Here is a 16303-nt window from a genome sequence, read left to right on the forward strand (position 1 = left end):
GCTGTGCGCGCTTCTATACTTAGTGTGAGCTAGCCGTTAAGGTTGCTTTTAACAAGGCTATATCTTGCGAAAATGCAGCTAACTCAAAAAAGATTAGCTCTAAAGTCCTTGTTACTTTTTGCAATTTCTTTTGCTTTATTTCTAGCAAACTCTTCTTTAGCACCGTCACCAAGCTTTTGATAAGCATCCGCAAGGCTGTCATATGCATTGGCGGCATTTGGGTATAACGAAACCCAGTATTGAAATAGGGTAACAGCCTCGTCAATTCTGCCTTTCGCTAAAAGCATGTAACCAATTCTTTTTATTCTATTTCTATTGTAGTACCGCTCTCCTTTTGGAAACGCTTCAAATCCGTATTCATTGCTTAAATTACTGTAGTAAGTTTTTAGATTTTTTAACGTTTCACCCGGCGTTTCGCTAAAGAAGTTGCCGTAATTTGGATCCCATGAGTTTGGCGGAAATATAAAATTAAATGCAGACATTACTGAAGGTATAACCGCTGCGTAGCTGTTATAATCAATTAACTCTTGTTTAAACTTAAACTGCTTATTATCTGATTGAGCTAACTCTTTCCTTAAATAATCATAACCTTCAAGTATTTTAGGGTTTCTGCCTCCGCCATTTTTCGGCATTGATATATACAGGTGCCCACCCAATTCTTTGTTGCTATTAACAGTGTTAATAATTTTGTCAAATACGGTGTGCTCACCATAACCCAACGCCTTAAAGTTTGCGGTGTTTATAGCAATATGCGCATTAAACAATCCAGGTTCTTTCCAAAGACTATGAAGAGCAAACTGCCCTGTGGGAGACAATCCCACTAATATCTTAAATTCAGCAGCTGAAAATTGACTATAAATAAGTTGAGACACTTCATCTTTAATAAAATTAAGATACTTGTCTTGATTTCCGCCAAACCCATAGGGTTTACCATTCGAATTCAAAATTGCTGGAGACAAGTCACGTCTTTTTCCACTCTCATTTGGGATCCCAACTACTATTGCTTCAGGCATTTGGCTATTCAAACCAAGAAAGTGAATCTGACTAGCGATAGCGTTAAACATCAACTCTGCATCCATAACAAACACAACCGGGAATTTTTGCCTATCCTTAGCTTCTACATATGAATGTGGCAATGAAACAATAATTTCTTTATTTCCATCTAAATATTTAGATGGCACTACAAAATGAGCAATTGAGGGAGCCCCTAAATCTCCCTTAGCCTGATAGACATCATGAGTTTCGTCTGAAAAACTATTATTTGAAAAACATACTGCGTAAACCGTACATAAAAAAATAAAAATGCGCACTTGCAATTCCCTTATAAATTGAATGGTCCTAATACGTTGAATGATTTGTATAGCAATGTACGCCCAACATTATTTTTGCGCACAATTAAGCTCTTCAAGGCTCATTTTTTGGTATCAAAAGAAGTCAACGTCCAGTGTGTTTGATTTTTATACAAATATCAATTGAAAACTGGTTATTTTCGCGTCAGATATGTGTGAGAGTTCGCAGAAAAGGAAGCCCAAAGGAGCAGAGCTAATGAATTTATCAATCAACAACCTTTTGGCTGCCCCTAAATGCGTTTTAGTTGACCACTACACATTAAACCATACACCATGCTAGAAGGAGCCCTCGGCTTTTCCAACCTACACTACATAAACGTTAAGCGTAGGTCGGTTAAGCGCAGCGCCACCCGACAAATCAATCCGAGGTATGGCCGTTATCATTTGATTTCAGATTGTATGAAATCTTCTACTAACTTTAACAAGCAACAAGCACAACGCAATTAAAGTATTCAGTTTATGGTCTTGATAATTTAATTTGACAATCCCTTCTTCACTAACTGAATTTCTGAAATTAAAAATTAAATCTAGAATACCTGTTGAAGCCTCTTTAGTAGATACAAATCCAATCACGTCTCCATCTGAATAAAAATTATCATTCTCTGGTCTAATCTCAATCTTCTGTGGATGCTTGAATTCCCAAGCCCAATTAAAGACTCCATACTTTTTTTCTGGAACTTGTTGATTTTGAATTTTTATACAATTTCCGTCAATTTGAGCAACTAACTTTTCATTTTCATAAACATCCAACTGAGTTCCTGACTCTGGAATCATCACTGTGTAATCAAGTCGAATATCAGACTCCAAATACAGCTCATGTTTTATACCAGTTGTTCTTTGTGGATAATACTTTATAAATGCCATTATTTCCTTATCTCCAAACCAATAAATAGACTCCACCCAAACACTCATACAGTGAAGGTAATTCAAATTTAAAACGCGTAAGTCGGTTAAGCGAAGCGCCACCCGACAAATTAATCCGACGTACGGCCGTAGAGACTGCATGATATCAATGTATAAGCATAAATTTTTACGCATATTTTTTTATGCCTATCAACGCTACCTCTGCTAATGATTTTTATGGAGTTAAGAATGAAAATCAAACTCATGCCACTGCCAAACAAGACACATAAGCGAAAAAGTTGTTGTTAAGGGCAAAGAAGGTAAACCTTTACAAGTAACCTTTAAAGGTAAGAATATTCGGAATGGGTTTCGTACCACTTTAAACGTTGCATCTTTATGTTTTACTAGAAAGCACTCTTCACCAAAGGCGCTTCCTTTATAGCGATAATATTCATCAAATTCTACAAATAGCTCATTCTTATAATAAACGCGGCTTATATTCATTGCGTCAGTATGACGCTCAATTTTCATCTTTTCGCCACATAAATATAAAGTGTTTATTCCATCTGAATGAAAAACAACCCGCTCTTCCAAAAGGAGCTTAATAATTGTGCCATCAAATTCTACGCTGAATAATGATGTATCTACACCTGCTCCAATCAAATAAGGCTTAGTTACTCTTAGAAATTTGTGCGTAATTGAAATACTCAAAAAACTACACTCTTAATCCGTTAAAAATTCAAAAAGGGCTTGGAAAATAACCTTACTAACCAAGCCACAACCCTTTGATGTTAATACTAGCAATTTGTTATAAAAGAATTACCTCAGATGCATATCAATCACTGCTTACCCGCAATAAGCTGCTCTACGACGCTTGGATCTGCCAGTGTACTGGTGTCGCCTAAGTTTTCTAGTTCATCTTGCGCGATTTTTCTTAAAATACGGCGCATTATTTTACCTGAACGCGTTTTAGGTAATGCCGAGGCAAACTGTAGTTTTTCAGGTTTAGCAAACGCGCCTATTTCTTTTGCTACAAATTGAGTGAGTTCTTGTTCAAGCTCACTTGTAGCTGGAACACTTGCCATTAGTGTGACATAGGCATAAACCCCTTCTCCTTTTACATCATGCGGAAAGCCAACCACAGCCGCTTCAGCAACGGCGGGATGTAATACTAATGCACTTTCAATTTCCGCTGTACCCAGCCGATGACCACTAACGTTGAGCACATCATCAACACGGCCTGTTATCCAGTAATAACCATCTTTGTCGCGCTTTGCACCATCACCCGTGGTGTAATAACCTTTAAACTGTGAGAAATAAGTGTCATAAAACCGTTTGTGATCGCCATAAACGCCGCGCATTTGTCCGGGCCATGATTGTTTCATGACTAGGTTTCCAGCTCCCTCGCCTTCGATTTCGTTTCCATCATTATCAACAAGGGCAGGCTGTATACCAAAAAATGGACGTGTTGCCGAACCTGGCTTTAAAGTGGTTGCACCGGGTAATGGCGTAATTAATACGCCGCCAGTTTCAGTTTGCCACCATGTATCTACAATTTGGCACTGGCCATCTCCAACCACTTCGTAATACCAATGCCATGCCTCTGGGTTGATAGGTTCACCCACTGTGCCTAGTAAACGTAATGATGAACGGTCATGCTTTTGTACGGCCTCGTCGCCAAGACTCATTAGTGCACGAATAGCAGTCGGTGCGGTGTAAAATATATTTACATTATGCTTTTCAATAACTTGCCAAAACCGTGAAGCGTCTGGATACGTTGGTACACCTTCAAATACCAAGGTGGTAGCCCCATTAGCCAATGGCCCGTAAAAGATATATGAATGACCTGTTATCCAGCCAGCGTCAGCTGTGCACCAGTACACTTCACCGTCTTGATAGTCAAAAACGTATTTATGAGTGATTGATGCATAAAGCAAATAACCACCAGAAGTATGCAAAACGCCTTTTGGCTTACCTGTTGAGCCAGATGTATATAATATAAATAATGGATCTTCAGCGTTCATCACCTCGGGTTCACAATATTCCGCAGCACTTTCCATTAGCTCGTGATACCAGCAATCTCGCTGTGCGTGCCAATCAATCTTTCCAGCCGTACGTTTAACAACGATCACAGAATGAACATTAGGGCAAGACGCTACTGCTTTATCTGTATTCGCTTTTAAAGGAATGACTTTCGCCCCTCTTACTCCTTCATCCGCGGTAATCACCACTTGGCAATCAGAGTCTAAAATGCGTGACTTAAGTGACTCAGGTGAAAAGCCGCCAAACACAACGGAGTGCACCGCGCCTATACGTGCACAAGCGAGCATGGCGTAACCCACTTCAGGGATCATGGGCATGTAAATACAAACTCTATCCCCTTTTTTTACGCCTCGTTGCTTTAATACATTCGCGAACTTATTCACGTTATCGTAAAGTGCTTGATAGGTAACAGGATAAGAGTCGTTGGGTTCATCACCTTCAAATAGCATGGCCGTTTGATTCGCTTTTTCAGGTAAGTGTCTATCGATACAATTAACCGACACATTTAGCTCACCATCTGCAAACCAATTAATGTGCGCCTTGGTGTAGTCAACATCTTGCCCTTCGGTAGGTGCTTTATACCACGTCAATAATTCATTGGCTTTTTTAAGCCAGAATGCATCGCTGTTATCAATTGATTGTTGGTATTCTTCAAGGTAAGTATTGTGCGTAAAATAGGTGGGATGAGTAGACTGCTTAACGGGATATTCTTGTTCAAGAGGTCGCATGTTAATCCTTTATAATTATTTTTTATTCAGATTTTTATATACCCACTCTAACTGAAGATACAGCGTTATTGACGACGCTTTCACACTCATCACTTAGTTTGTCTAAGCGCTTGAGGAGTCGATTACTTGTCGCCTAGCTGCCTTTTCAATTGCTTTGGGTATACGTTTTGATTCTGCTACGCTAAAATTTATACAAATTTACTTGCTTCGTCATTAAAAAAATTGGATTATTCACGCCCATTTTATTGTTGCCTAGATAAACTTTGAATACCTTTACTCCTGAAACCATAGCAAACTCTTTTTCTATTCTTGATCAACGCATCAACGAACAGCCCTTAGTGTATTTAGATAACGCTGCCACAACACAAAAGCCACAATGTGTAGTTGATGCTGTTAAACACTACTATGAACACAATAATGCAAACGTTCACCGTGGTGCTCATCACCTTAGTGACTTAGCAACAGCGCAGTTTGAAACAGCCCGAGAAACCGTGGCACACTTTATTAATGCAAATAGCAGTAAAGAAATTATTTGGACGAAAGGCACAACCGAAGCCATAAACTTAGTGGCGCAAAGTTGGGGAATGACCAACTTGAGTGAAGGCGACGTAATAATCCTTAGTCAATTAGAGCACCACGCTAATATTGTGCCGTGGCAATTAGTGGCAGAAAAAACTGGCGCAATCATAAAGGTCGTTGGTTTAACTCAACAACAAATATTTGATTTAGAAGAATACAAACAATTACTCGCCTTAAAACCCAAGTTGGTTGCTGTAAGTCATGTTTCTAATGTATTGGGTAACATTCAGCCCGTTAAAGAAATTATTGAATTAGCGAAATCAGTAAACGCCACCGTATTAATTGATGGCGCACAAGCTGTTGCTCATGTTCCTGTAGACGTACAAGCACTGGACTGTGATTTTTACGTGTTTTCAGGCCATAAGCTTTATGCCCCAACGGGTACAGGCGTTCTTTATGGTAAAGCTGCTTTACTAAGTGCGATGCCTCCTTATCAAGCAGGTGGCGAAATGATAGAGCATGTTTCCTTTAGTGGCACGCGCTTTAACGAAATACCGTTCAAATTTGAAGCTGGCACGCCAAATATTGCGGGAGTTATTGGATTATCGCAGGCGCTTAAGTTTCTGACACAGTTTAATCGCCAAGATATTATTAACCACGAAGACCATATTTATCGTTACGCACTCGCACAATTACAGCAGCTTGCAGGTATTGAAATATACGGCGATACCAAACATAACGTAGGTGTTATTTCATTTAATGTAACTGACGAACATCATTCAGATATTGGCGTGCTTATGGATCAAAAAGGCATCGCACTGCGCACTGGTCATCATTGTGCTATGCCATTAATGGCATATATGGGAGTTAACGGCACTGTAAGGGCATCGTTTAGTTTATATAACACAATTGAAGATGTTGATCGTTTTATTCAAGCGTTAAAAGAAGTGAAGGAGTTTTTAGGATAATGCCAGAAACAAATAATTTAGCGATACCAACATCTGGCTATCAAGGCTTTGATGCTAATGAAGTGTTAGAACGTTTGAATCAAGCGACATCTTGGGAAAGCCGCTATCGTGAAATTATGCTTCTTGGAAAATTACTTCCACGCTTACCAGAAGAATTCAAACGTGAAGACGCTAAAGTAAAAGGCTGTGAAAGCAACGTTTGGCTGTATCACCAACATAACAACGGCACACATACTTTTATAGTAGATTCAGATGCTAAAATTGTTCGTGGTTTAATTTATATTATTTTGGCGTTATTTAATGGCAAAACAAGCACCGAAATCGGTAACACAGATCATACTGCTTTTTTTGAAAATACCGGATTATTGAAACACTTAAGCCCTTCGCGCGGCAATGGCATTAAAGCGATAATTACTGAGATATTAAATAACACTCATGTAGATTCAAACGCTTAAATTGCACATCGGCTTATGGAGCTTTGCAGCACGCATTTGATCGTGCTGCAACATTAAAGACTTATTTCAAAACAACGTATTGAATAGCCATTAGCGCTTTTTATTTAGCGCTTCTTCTAGCTCAAACGGCGAGATTACCAATCCTTCCTCTTTATCGTCTGGGCAAATAACTAACATTAGCTCATCTTCTGCCATGCCATCAGTCCATTTTGTTTCCCAGTCCGCTAAAGATATAGACATAGGCTCACACCCTTCCCACTCTTCTTTCGCCCAATTTTGCGCATCTACTTTATTGCTCCACACAGGAATGCAATCCTCTTCCTGAGCAACCATCATTACTGCGCCCACCTCATCTTTTAAAATCCAGATGGTTTTAGTTTCAATGAACACATTAACTAAATGATTAAAACGCTCTTGCGCAGACATAGTGGCTATATTTGGAGATGACGACATAATTTTTACTCTTATTGGCATATTAGCTGCGAATTATAGCAGCTCAACGTAAAAAGGCTGCTCATATTTGAACAGCCTTTATTTAAAATGAATAGTTAAGCGCTACGGTTATACGCGACGCTTAAGTGCTATAAGCAAACGCTATAGTTAAGCTTGATATTTTTTACCAAGATATAACCACGTTTCTAACACGGTATCTGGGTTTAATGAAACCGTATCAATCCCCTGCTCCACTAACCATGCAGCAAAGTCTTCATGGTCGCTAGGACCCTGACCACAAATACCTACATATTTGCCTTTTTCTTTCGCTGTTTTAATAGCCATAGATAGCAGCTTTTTAATGGCAGGATCACGCTCATCAAATAAGTGGGCGATTAAGCCTGAATCTCTATCTAAACCTAACGTTAGCTGAGTTAAGTCGTTTGACCCAATTGAGAAACCGTCAAAGTACTCTAAAAACTCATCTGCAAGTAACGCGTTTGAAGGTAATTCACACATCATAATAATACGTAAACCATTTTCACCACGCTTTAAGCCTTGCTCTTCAAGTAATTCAATTACTTGGCGTGCTTCACCTACTGTGCGAACAAATGGAATCATAATTTCAATATTGGTCATGCCCATGTTATTTCTAACACGCTTAATTGCTTCACATTCCATAGCAAAACAATCTCTGAAGTCTTCAGAAATATAACGTGAAGCACCACGGAAACCAATCATTGGGTTTTCTTCTTCAGGCTCGTAAGCTTCGCCGCCTACTAAATTTGCGTACTCGTTTGACTTAAAGTCAGACATACGCACAATCACTTTTTCTGGCGCAAATGCACAACCCAGCGTTGCAATACCTTCAGTCAATTTCGCCACATAGAATTCTGTTGGCGACTCGTAGCCCGCCATCATTTCGTCTATTTCCGCTTTTACGTCAGCCGATTGTGCGTCATAGTTGATTAACGCCTTAGGATGCACGCCAATCATACGGTTAATAATAAATTCTAAACGCGCCAAACCAACACCAGCATGCGGCAAACGCGCAAAGTCGAATGCTCTGTCTGGGTTACCCACGTTCATCATTATCTTCATTGGTAGTTCTGGCATCTCATCTACACGTGAAGAAATCACTTCGTAGGCAAGCTCACCTTCATAAACATAACCTGTATCACCTTCTGCACACGATACCGTTACTTTGCTACCGTCAGCAATTTTAGATGTTGCATCACCACAGCCAACAATCGCAGGAATACCTAGCTCACGCGCAATAATAGCAGCATGGCATGTACGACCACCACGATTGGTAACAATTGCAGACGCGCGTTTCATGATAGGTTCCCAGTCAGGATCTGTCATGTCTGTTACTAATACATCGCCTGGCTTCACTTGGTCCATATCTTCAATCGATGCGAGTACTTTAGCGACTCCGCTACCAATTTTATGCCCTATCGCACGGCCTTCTATAATTTTTGAAGACTGTTCATTTAGCTGAAAACGCTCCATCGTGTTGGAGTCTTCATTACTACGCACGGTTTCAGGACGGGCTTGAACGATATAAAGCTTGCCATCAACACCATCTTTAGCCCACTCAATATCCATTGGACGGCCATAGTGCTGCTCAATAATGACAGCTTGCTTGGCAAGTGCTTCAACTTCTTCATTGGTAATTGAAAACTTATTCGAATCGGTACTATCACAATCAATAATTTCAACTTGTTTACCGTGCGACGTATCGTCAGAGTAAATCATCTTGATTGCTTTGCTGCCTAATGTTTTGCGCACAACAGACGGCTTATTAGCTGCCAACGTAGGCTTATGCACATAAAACTCATCAGGGTTAACAGCACCTTGTACGACCATTTCACCAAGGCCATAAGAAGAGGTTATAAATACAACATCTTCAAATCCTGATTCGGTATCAATAGAGAACATAACACCTGAAGAGGTTAAATCTGAACGAACCATACGCTGAATACCAGCAGATAATGCCACACCACGGTGATCGTAACCTTGGTGTACACGGTAAGAAATAGCGCGGTCGTTAAATAGTGAAGCAAATACGTGCTTTACTGCTTCCATTACTGCGTCAATGCCACGCACATTCAAGAATGTTTCTTGTTGTCCGGCAAAAGAAGCATCTGGCATGTCTTCAGCGGTAGCAGATGAACGAACGGCAAAAGAGATGTCTTGAGAAGCATCGCCATGTAATTCACTGTAGGCGGTTCTGATTGCTGAATCTAGTTCAGGCTGGAAAGGAGTATCAATAATCCATTGACGAATATCTTTACCTGCTGCTGCAAGTTTTTGTACATCGTCGACGTCTAGTGTATCAAGAATGGTGTGAATTTTTTCATTCAAACCACTTTGCTCTAGAAATTCATTAAATGCGTGAGAGGTGGTAGCAAATCCGCCCGGCACTTCCACGCCTGCGTTTGCTAAGTTTGAGATCATTTCACCAAGTGATGCGTTTTTTCCACCAACGCGATTCACATCTCCCATGCCTAAGTCTTGATACCAGAGTACGTATTCTTGCACGGCTTTGCTCTCCAAATTGTAATTGTCGATTTGTAATGTTACAAATTGCTTTTCAAAAAAGCGGCGCAATCATACACTTTATAAAAATTAAGGTAAAACACTAATTTTTTATGTAAATTTATTACAACATTACGAGGTTTTTAGTGAGAACAGCTTATTTTATTTCCGACGGTACTGCAATCACATCAGAGGTGTTTGGCAACGCCCTTCTTTCTCTTTTTCCTATCGAATTTGAGCCAATAACCATTCCATTCGTAGAAACTACGGAAGCTGCAACCCGTGTTCAGGAGAAAATTAATGATCGTTATAAAACAACAGGCGAACGACCTTTAGTTTTTTATACGTTTGTCGATCCGGAGCTAACAACGGTTATTAGAGAGAGCGAAGGAGCCTGTTTTGACTTTTTAAACCATTTTGCAGAACCCATGGCGGCAGAGTTAAAAATTGAGCCTAAGCCGAAAGCGCATAGAACTCACAGTATTCATGAAAAAACCTACGACAACCGAATTGAAGCCATAAATTACACCATGGCAAATGATGACGGGCAAAATCTCACACACTTTGATGAGGCCGATATTATTTTAGTTGGTGTCAGCAGAACGGGTAAAACCCCAACAAGCTTATATTTAGCAATGCAATATGGCATTAAAGCAGCAAATTACCCCTTTATTGCCGAAGACATGGACAGTCTTAAATTACCTAAAGTGCTAAAAGAAAATAAGTCTAAACTTTTTGGGCTGACCATCAACCCAGAACGACTTGCCGCTATCCGACATGAGCGCCGTGCGAACAGCCGATATGCCAGTATTAGACAATGTAGAATTGAACTTAGAGAAGTAGAAATGCTGTATAAAAAAGAGAAAATTCAATATATCAATTCAACACACTTATCTGTTGAAGAGATCACCGCAAAGATCTTAGGAATGACAGGCTTAGAGCGACACAAGTATTAATATTAAGTAATCGGACATCTAATAACTATATAGTACTGTGGCACTACATTGATACCAGTTAAGTCAGACCGATTTAATTGGTATTAAAAAATACAGGACAAAATAAAACTGTGTGATTTAAATAGATAAAAATAGAATTTAGATATTATGAATAAAATAATAAAGGAAAGGAAATTTGGAGCGTGTAATGAGGTTCGAACTCATGACCTCAACCTTGGCAAGGTTGCGCTCTACCAGCTGAGCTATACACGCTTCATAAGTAACATCTGGTTGTGTTACAAGCAGTTTACTCGTTAAGATGGTGCCCGGGGCCGGACTTGAACCGGCACGTCCTTACAGACGAGGGATTTTAAATCCCTTGTGTCTACCAATTCCACCACCCGGGCAACGAGTAATTTTTTTTATAGTAGAGATTGGCGCCCTACTTTGAAACTTTGTTTTAAGCTTTAGGTAACTTTCGTTCCCTGCTGCGTTTCAACGGGGCGCATTATTAAAGTTTTCTGCAAAACTGTCAACGGTTAAAAGTGATTTTTTTTAGTAATTCAGTTTGTTCGATTACTTTATGTACATAAACGGTAGAATTGAACACTTTTCCAACTATAACACTACTAAAGCTTGTTGGCTTTTCCTGCCCAAAGCATGGATTAACTCTCTTCTTGTTCTTCTAACGAATTAAACTTTATCGTCCCGTCTTTTTTCCAAAACGTTAATGCTGGTACTTGCACTTCCCACAATGCATTCGCATTCCATGTGTATTCATCTTCAAACCGTTGCTTAAAGTACTCTGGCTCGTATTCAGACAGATTTCTTGCTTCTTTGAAGTAAATATTGGTTTTTTTATCCACCACCACTTCCGTTTGGCTTAACGATTGTATTTGATTTTTAGTGATCTGCTTACAAATTGCTGAATCTGCATCTTCCGGATACAAAGAAGACACTATGCCACGTTCGATAACGCCAGACTCTTGCGAAATAAAAAATATGCCACTTCCCAGTGGAAAGCGCCCAACCATATTTAAAAAGAGTTCTGCATAATCTTGTCGATATCGTTGTTGCTTAGCGCCTTTAGCAATAATGTTATACGCGTCATAAATTTCTTCATAATCGAAGTCCGGCTTGGTAGAAACCATAAACGACGAGTACACCATAGGAATGCGCAAAACATCGCCTAGCTCATTTTGCTGCTGAGAAAGACTATTAAGAATGGACAAGGTAAATTGCATTTTTCCAGACTCATAATCCATATAGGCCTGTTTATCATCCTTATTATCAAAACGCTTAGGCGGTATGCCAATTGCGTATTTCATGTAATCCATAGATTTGGCATGTAAAACTTCAATTAATTGCTCGCGCTCATGCAACGTTAATTGACGATATCTGTCATCATCAAAAATTGCTTCCGCTTCCGGCGAATAGCTTCCTATGTGTTGAATAAGCGCAGCATTCGCAAGCGGCTTTAAAATCTCTTCACGGTACGCAATTTTAACTTCAGCTGGCATTGCTGGGTCGTGTAAGCCTAGCTTAATCGTGTCATTGTTGAAAATTTCAGATAAGTGCCTATTTAAATATTCAACGTTAAAATCAACTTTACAGCGAATCTGATCAAATAATCCAACGGTTAACGCTGCAATATAAATCGGCTTAAATTTTTCATTACGCACACAACGTACTTTTTCATCGGGTAACGGGGTTGAAAGTGCGATCGTGCCTAAAAACTGACTAAATATTTTATTGCTGTCTAATAAATCCAGCATATTGTCTACAAGGTGATCCAAGCCTTCATAACGATGAATACGCTCAGCATTTAGTCGCTGCATCGTTTCTTTATATTCTTTTTTATCTTTATCGTGACTGTTATACAAAGTACGTAAAAATTTTTCTGTAGACTCTTGCCCTTTTACTTTTGGCAGCTTTCCATTTTTCTTTTTATATTCTTCAATGGTATTAATGTGTTCATTATAAGTCGCCATACGTTTTTTTAACTTGTACAGCTGCTTTCTATCATCTTTATAGTTTTCAAAAAACGACTGAGACTCTTCAACCAGATTTCGATGCTGCTCTTTAAATAAAGAGATTTTTTTAGAGATAGCACTTGCCATCGTTGGAATTTCAGACAAACGATCTGTTCGATAAGATTTTATTCTTGAAGAGTGTTGCTTATTCGCCATGACTTAATTCATTAATACTACTTGTTACACTAGCACACGGATTACTGCGCTTCGTGATGAAAATATCCCATACGTCATACAATAACACTAAACGCCTATTCAACTGGCCTAGAACAAATCCAGCTTAGCTTTAATACTATGTACTTAATTCTTATTTAAGCATAAATTTTTCGATTAATCCCACAATCAGAGTTCAAGGGTTAAACTTTATACATCAGTAGCTTAATTAATACGTATTGTTAACACTTAACTATCAAGGTACTTGAATATTTTACTGAAGTAGTGCAAGTTGCGTGGTTGAATAAAATAAACCACTTATATATTCATGTAATTCGCATTAAGAATACAACTTTATAGCTAAATCAAAGGAAGCAATTTTGAAAAAAATCGTCCCTTCACTACTGGTCATGTTACTAGCGGCGTGTAGCCAACCTAGTGATACAGTTAAAGAAACGCAATCTAAAAAAGTAGAACAACAAAACGCGCTTGAAGGTGTTACTTTTATTGAAGAAGTAAAAGCTGAAGCTGGTAAAACAACCATTCCATATAAAAAGTATGAACTAGAGAATGGATTAACCGTTATTCTTCACCAAGACACCTCCGATCCATTAGTGCATGTAGACATCACCTATCATGTTGGTTCTGCACGTGAAAAAATTGGTAACTCGGGATTTGCTCACTTTTTTGAACATATGATGTTTCAAGGCTCAGATAATGTTGCTGATGAACAGCACTTCAAAATTGTGACTGAAGCTGGCGGTAGCCTGAACGGCACAACCAATACCGACCGTACAAATTACTATCAAACCGTACCGGCAAACCAACTTGAAAAAGTATTATGGTTAGAAGCCGACAGAATGGGCTTTTTGCTAGACTCGGTTACTCAAGAAAAATTTGAAGTACAACGCGAAACGGTAAAAAATGAACGTGGTCAACGTGTTGATAACCGCCCATACGGCCGTTTAAACGAACGTGTGAGCATGGCACTTTACCCAGAAAACCATCCATATAGCTGGCCAGTTATTGGTTTTATGGAAGATTTAAATCGCGTTAATGTAAATGATTTAAAAGCATTTTTCTTACGTTGGTATGGTCCAAACAATGCTACCCTTACCATTGGTGGCGACTTTGCAGAAGAAGAGGCATTAGCATTAGTTAAAAAATACTTTGGTTCTATTCCTACAGGGCCAGACGTTAACAATGCCGACAAACCACTAGTAACACTCGATAACGACCGTTATATTTCAATGGAAGATAATGTTCATCTGCCATTACTATATATGTCGATGCCTACCGTTTACGTTCGTCATGAAGATGAAGCCCCACTAGATACCCTTGCCGAAATTTTAGGTGGCGGTAAAACATCTTTACTTTATAAAAATTTGGTGAAGAATCAGTTAGCTGTGCAAGCTTCAGTTAGCCACCCTTGTGCCGAGTTAGCATGTACATTTGATTTATATGCCCTGCCACACCCTGCAAGCGGGAAGTCGTTAGCTGATATTGAAAAAGTGATACGTGACACCTTAGTAGAATTTGAGTCTCGTGGTGTAAAAGACGACGACCTTAATAAAGCAAAAGCAAAAATGGAGGCTAACTTTATCTTTGGCCTGCAGAGTGTAAGTGGAAAAGTTAGCCAGCTTGCTGCTAATCAAACTTTCACTGGAAACCCTAACTATATTGAAGAAGATATTAAGCGTTATGCCAACGTGACCAAAGCAGACATCATGCGCGTGTACAACACTTACATTAAAGATAAACATGCTGTAATCATGAGTGTGGTGCCAAAAGGTCAGTTAGCCGCTGTTGCGAAAAAAGATAACTTTACGCCACCTGCGCGCAATATTCCTGAATCAGAAGCAACCACAGCTGAAAGCTTACAAGTTAGAACAGCACAAGATAATTTCGACCGCAGTAAAATGCCAATTGCTAAAGCTAATAAGCCTGTTGATGTACCAAAAATGTGGAGAGATGAGTTAGCGAACGGCATTACCGTACTAGGCACGCAAAGCTTAGAAACACCAACAACTTCACTACTTTTCAAGATCCCTGCTGGGCACTTGTACGAAACACAGGAACTTAGAGGTTTATCAAGCATTTTGGCCGCAATGCTAAATGAGTCTACTACCGAGCGCTCAGCTGAAGACATGTCTAAAGCACTACAGCTGTTAGGTAGTCGTGTATCGGTTTATGCATCTGGAAAATACATTAACGTTTCTGTTAATGCGCTTTCAAAAAACCTAACGCAAACTTTGATGTTAGTGAATGAAAAGCTAATGAAGCCTGCTTTTTTACCAATGGACTTTGCTCGTGTTAAAAACAACACGATTGAAGGCATCAAAAACGGTAAAAAAGATGCTGGTTATTTGGCGCGCACCGCGTTTAATCAACTACTTCAAAAAGGTGCCTTAAAAGGTCTTCCTTCGTCTGGTACTGAAGCGTCGGTTGCTAATATCAAAGTAGAAGATGTTGTTAAGTTTTACAAAACGCATTTTAAACCTACCAACGGGCAACTTATTACTGTTTCTAATTTAAATAAAGAAGAACTGCTGGCTAGCTTAACGCCGTTTACTAAATGGGCAGGTAAAGGCCCAGAGCTAACGGTAACGTTGTCTGAACAAACTCAGCCAACAAAAGTAATCTACTTAGTTAACAAAGATAATGCCGCACAATCTGCTATCCGCATAGGTAAACGCAGCTTAACTAAAGACATTGCTGGTGAATACTTTAAAGCTGGGTTAATGAACTTTGCATTAGGTGGTGCATTTAACAGTCGCATTAACTTAAATTTGCGTGAAGATAAAGGGTACACCTATGGTGCTCGTTCATACTTTACTGGCGATCAGTATGAAGGTGCTTACATCGCTTCCGCTGAAGTGCGTGCTGATGTGACGGATAAATCACTGATTGAATTTATTGACGAAATAACACGCTACCAAAGCGAAGGGATTACTGATGAAGAGCTTGCCTTCATGCGCAATGCCATTAATCAAAGTGATGCGCTTGAATATGAAACACCTAGAGCAAAGCTTGGCTTCTTAGCACAAATTCTTGAATATGACTTAAAGCCTGACTTTGTGAAGCAGCGCTCTGAAATAGTAGACACAATCACTAAAGAAGAAATTAACGCGCTTGCTAAGAAGCACTTAAATATTGACTCTATGTTTATGGTTGTTGTTGGTGACGCTAAAACACTTAAACCTAAATTAGAAGCACTAGGCTATAAAATAGAACCTTACGAAATATAGTTCGCTTCAACACTTACATAAGTAACATTCAAAAAACTCCGCTTTAATGCGGAGTT

The 16303-nt window shown here is 39.3% G+C and carries 11 protein-coding genes and 2 tRNA genes; 4 read left to right on the forward strand and 9 right to left on the reverse strand.

Annotated elements, in window-relative coordinates:
* Positions 1-83: 83 nt before the first annotated feature.
* The 4 genes from HUU81_RS09630 to acs all read right to left on the reverse strand — a co-directional run bounded on the left by HUU81_RS09630 (position 84) and on the right by acs (position 4963).
* The gene (locus HUU81_RS09630; protein ID WP_199608749.1) at positions 84-1310 is read right to left on the reverse strand and encodes an alpha/beta hydrolase-fold protein; all 1227 of its coding nucleotides are present in this window, start codon (positions 1308-1310) and stop codon (positions 84-86) included.
* A gap of 429 nt (positions 1311-1739) precedes the next feature.
* The gene (locus HUU81_RS09635) at positions 1740-2213 is read right to left on the reverse strand and encodes a hypothetical protein (RefSeq protein WP_199608750.1); all 474 of its coding nucleotides are present in this window, start codon (positions 2211-2213) and stop codon (positions 1740-1742) included.
* 222 nt (positions 2214-2435) lie between these two features.
* Positions 2436-2903, reverse strand: a complete 468-nt coding sequence (locus HUU81_RS09640; RefSeq protein WP_199608751.1) for a hypothetical protein — start codon at positions 2901-2903, stop codon at positions 2436-2438.
* Positions 2904-3031: 128 nt separating this feature from the next.
* Positions 3032-4963, reverse strand: a complete 1932-nt coding sequence (acs, locus tag HUU81_RS09645) for an acetate--CoA ligase (protein ID WP_199608752.1) — start codon at positions 4961-4963, stop codon at positions 3032-3034.
* A gap of 263 nt (positions 4964-5226) precedes the next feature.
* Here acs and HUU81_RS09650 point away from each other — a divergent pair, with 263 nt between their 5' ends.
* Both HUU81_RS09650 and HUU81_RS09655 read left to right on the forward strand, forming a co-directional pair.
* Positions 5227-6450, forward strand: coding sequence for a cysteine desulfurase (locus HUU81_RS09650; RefSeq protein WP_199608753.1), 1224 nt, complete (start codon positions 5227-5229; stop codon positions 6448-6450).
* A complete protein-coding gene (locus tag HUU81_RS09655; RefSeq protein WP_199608754.1) occupies positions 6450-6905 on the forward strand; it encodes a SufE family protein in 456 nt (151 codons plus the stop codon). Before HUU81_RS09650 ends, HUU81_RS09655 begins: the two co-directional genes overlap by 1 nt.
* A 90-nt stretch (positions 6906-6995) precedes the next feature.
* Here HUU81_RS09655 and HUU81_RS09660 read toward each other — a convergent pair whose 3' ends face one another.
* On the reverse strand, positions 6996-7358 hold the full coding sequence (locus HUU81_RS09660; protein ID WP_199608755.1) for a DUF2750 domain-containing protein: 363 nt from the start codon (positions 7356-7358) through the stop codon (positions 6996-6998).
* A 147-nt stretch (positions 7359-7505) separates the two neighbouring features.
* Complete coding sequence (ppsA, locus tag HUU81_RS09665; RefSeq protein WP_199612017.1) at positions 7506-9881, reverse strand: phosphoenolpyruvate synthase; 2376 nt, start codon at positions 9879-9881, stop codon at positions 7506-7508.
* Between the two features lie 143 nt (positions 9882-10024).
* Here ppsA and ppsR point away from each other — a divergent pair, with 143 nt between their 5' ends.
* Positions 10025-10834 carry a posphoenolpyruvate synthetase regulatory kinase/phosphorylase PpsR gene (gene ppsR / locus HUU81_RS09670; protein WP_199608756.1) on the forward strand — a complete coding sequence of 270 codons (810 nt, stop codon included), beginning with the start codon at positions 10025-10027 and terminating at the stop codon, positions 10832-10834.
* Positions 10835-11010: 176 nt separating this feature from the next.
* On the opposite strand, the gene HUU81_RS09675 is transcribed toward ppsR, so the two are convergent.
* From HUU81_RS09675 to HUU81_RS09685, 3 genes are all read right to left on the reverse strand, one after another.
* Positions 11011-11086, reverse strand: a tRNA-Gly gene (locus HUU81_RS09675).
* A 47-nt stretch (positions 11087-11133) separates the two neighbouring features.
* Positions 11134-11220, reverse strand: a tRNA-Leu gene (locus HUU81_RS09680).
* Positions 11221-11478: 258 nt separating this feature from the next.
* Positions 11479-13002, reverse strand: a complete 1524-nt coding sequence (locus tag HUU81_RS09685; protein WP_199608757.1) for a V-type ATP synthase subunit I domain-containing protein — start codon at positions 13000-13002, stop codon at positions 11479-11481.
* A gap of 407 nt (positions 13003-13409) precedes the next feature.
* On the opposite strand from HUU81_RS09685, the gene HUU81_RS09690 reads away from it, so the two are divergent.
* Positions 13410-16247: a M16 family metallopeptidase gene (locus HUU81_RS09690; protein WP_199612018.1), complete on the forward strand. Its 2838-nt coding sequence runs from the start codon at positions 13410-13412 to the stop codon at positions 16245-16247.
* The last annotated feature ends 56 nt before the right edge of the window (positions 16248-16303 follow it).

The sequence above is a fragment of the Flocculibacter collagenilyticus genome (genome assembly GCF_016469335.1).
In the GTDB taxonomy this organism is placed as follows: Bacteria; Pseudomonadota; Gammaproteobacteria; order Enterobacterales; family Alteromonadaceae; genus Flocculibacter; species Flocculibacter collagenilyticus.

Bases quoted from the DNA above. Each gene is read 5' to 3' on its own strand.
- acs (WP_199608752.1), bottom strand. From the start codon at position 4,963: ATGCGACCTCTTGAACAAGAATATCCCGTTAAGCAGTCTACTCATCCC.
- HUU81_RS09685 (WP_199608757.1), bottom strand. From the start codon at position 13,002: ATGGCGAATAAGCAACACTCTTCAAGAATAAAATCTTATCGAACAGAT.
- HUU81_RS09690 (WP_199612018.1), top strand. From the start codon at position 13,410: ATGTTACTAGCGGCGTGTAGCCAACCTAGTGATACAGTTAAAGAAACG.
- HUU81_RS09655 (WP_199608754.1), top strand. From the start codon at position 6,450: ATGCCAGAAACAAATAATTTAGCGATACCAACATCTGGCTATCAAGGC.
- HUU81_RS09660 (WP_199608755.1), bottom strand. From the start codon at position 7,358: ATGTCGTCATCTCCAAATATAGCCACTATGTCTGCGCAAGAGCGTTTT.
- HUU81_RS09635 (WP_199608750.1), bottom strand. From the start codon at position 2,213: ATGGCATTTATAAAGTATTATCCACAAAGAACAACTGGTATAAAACAT.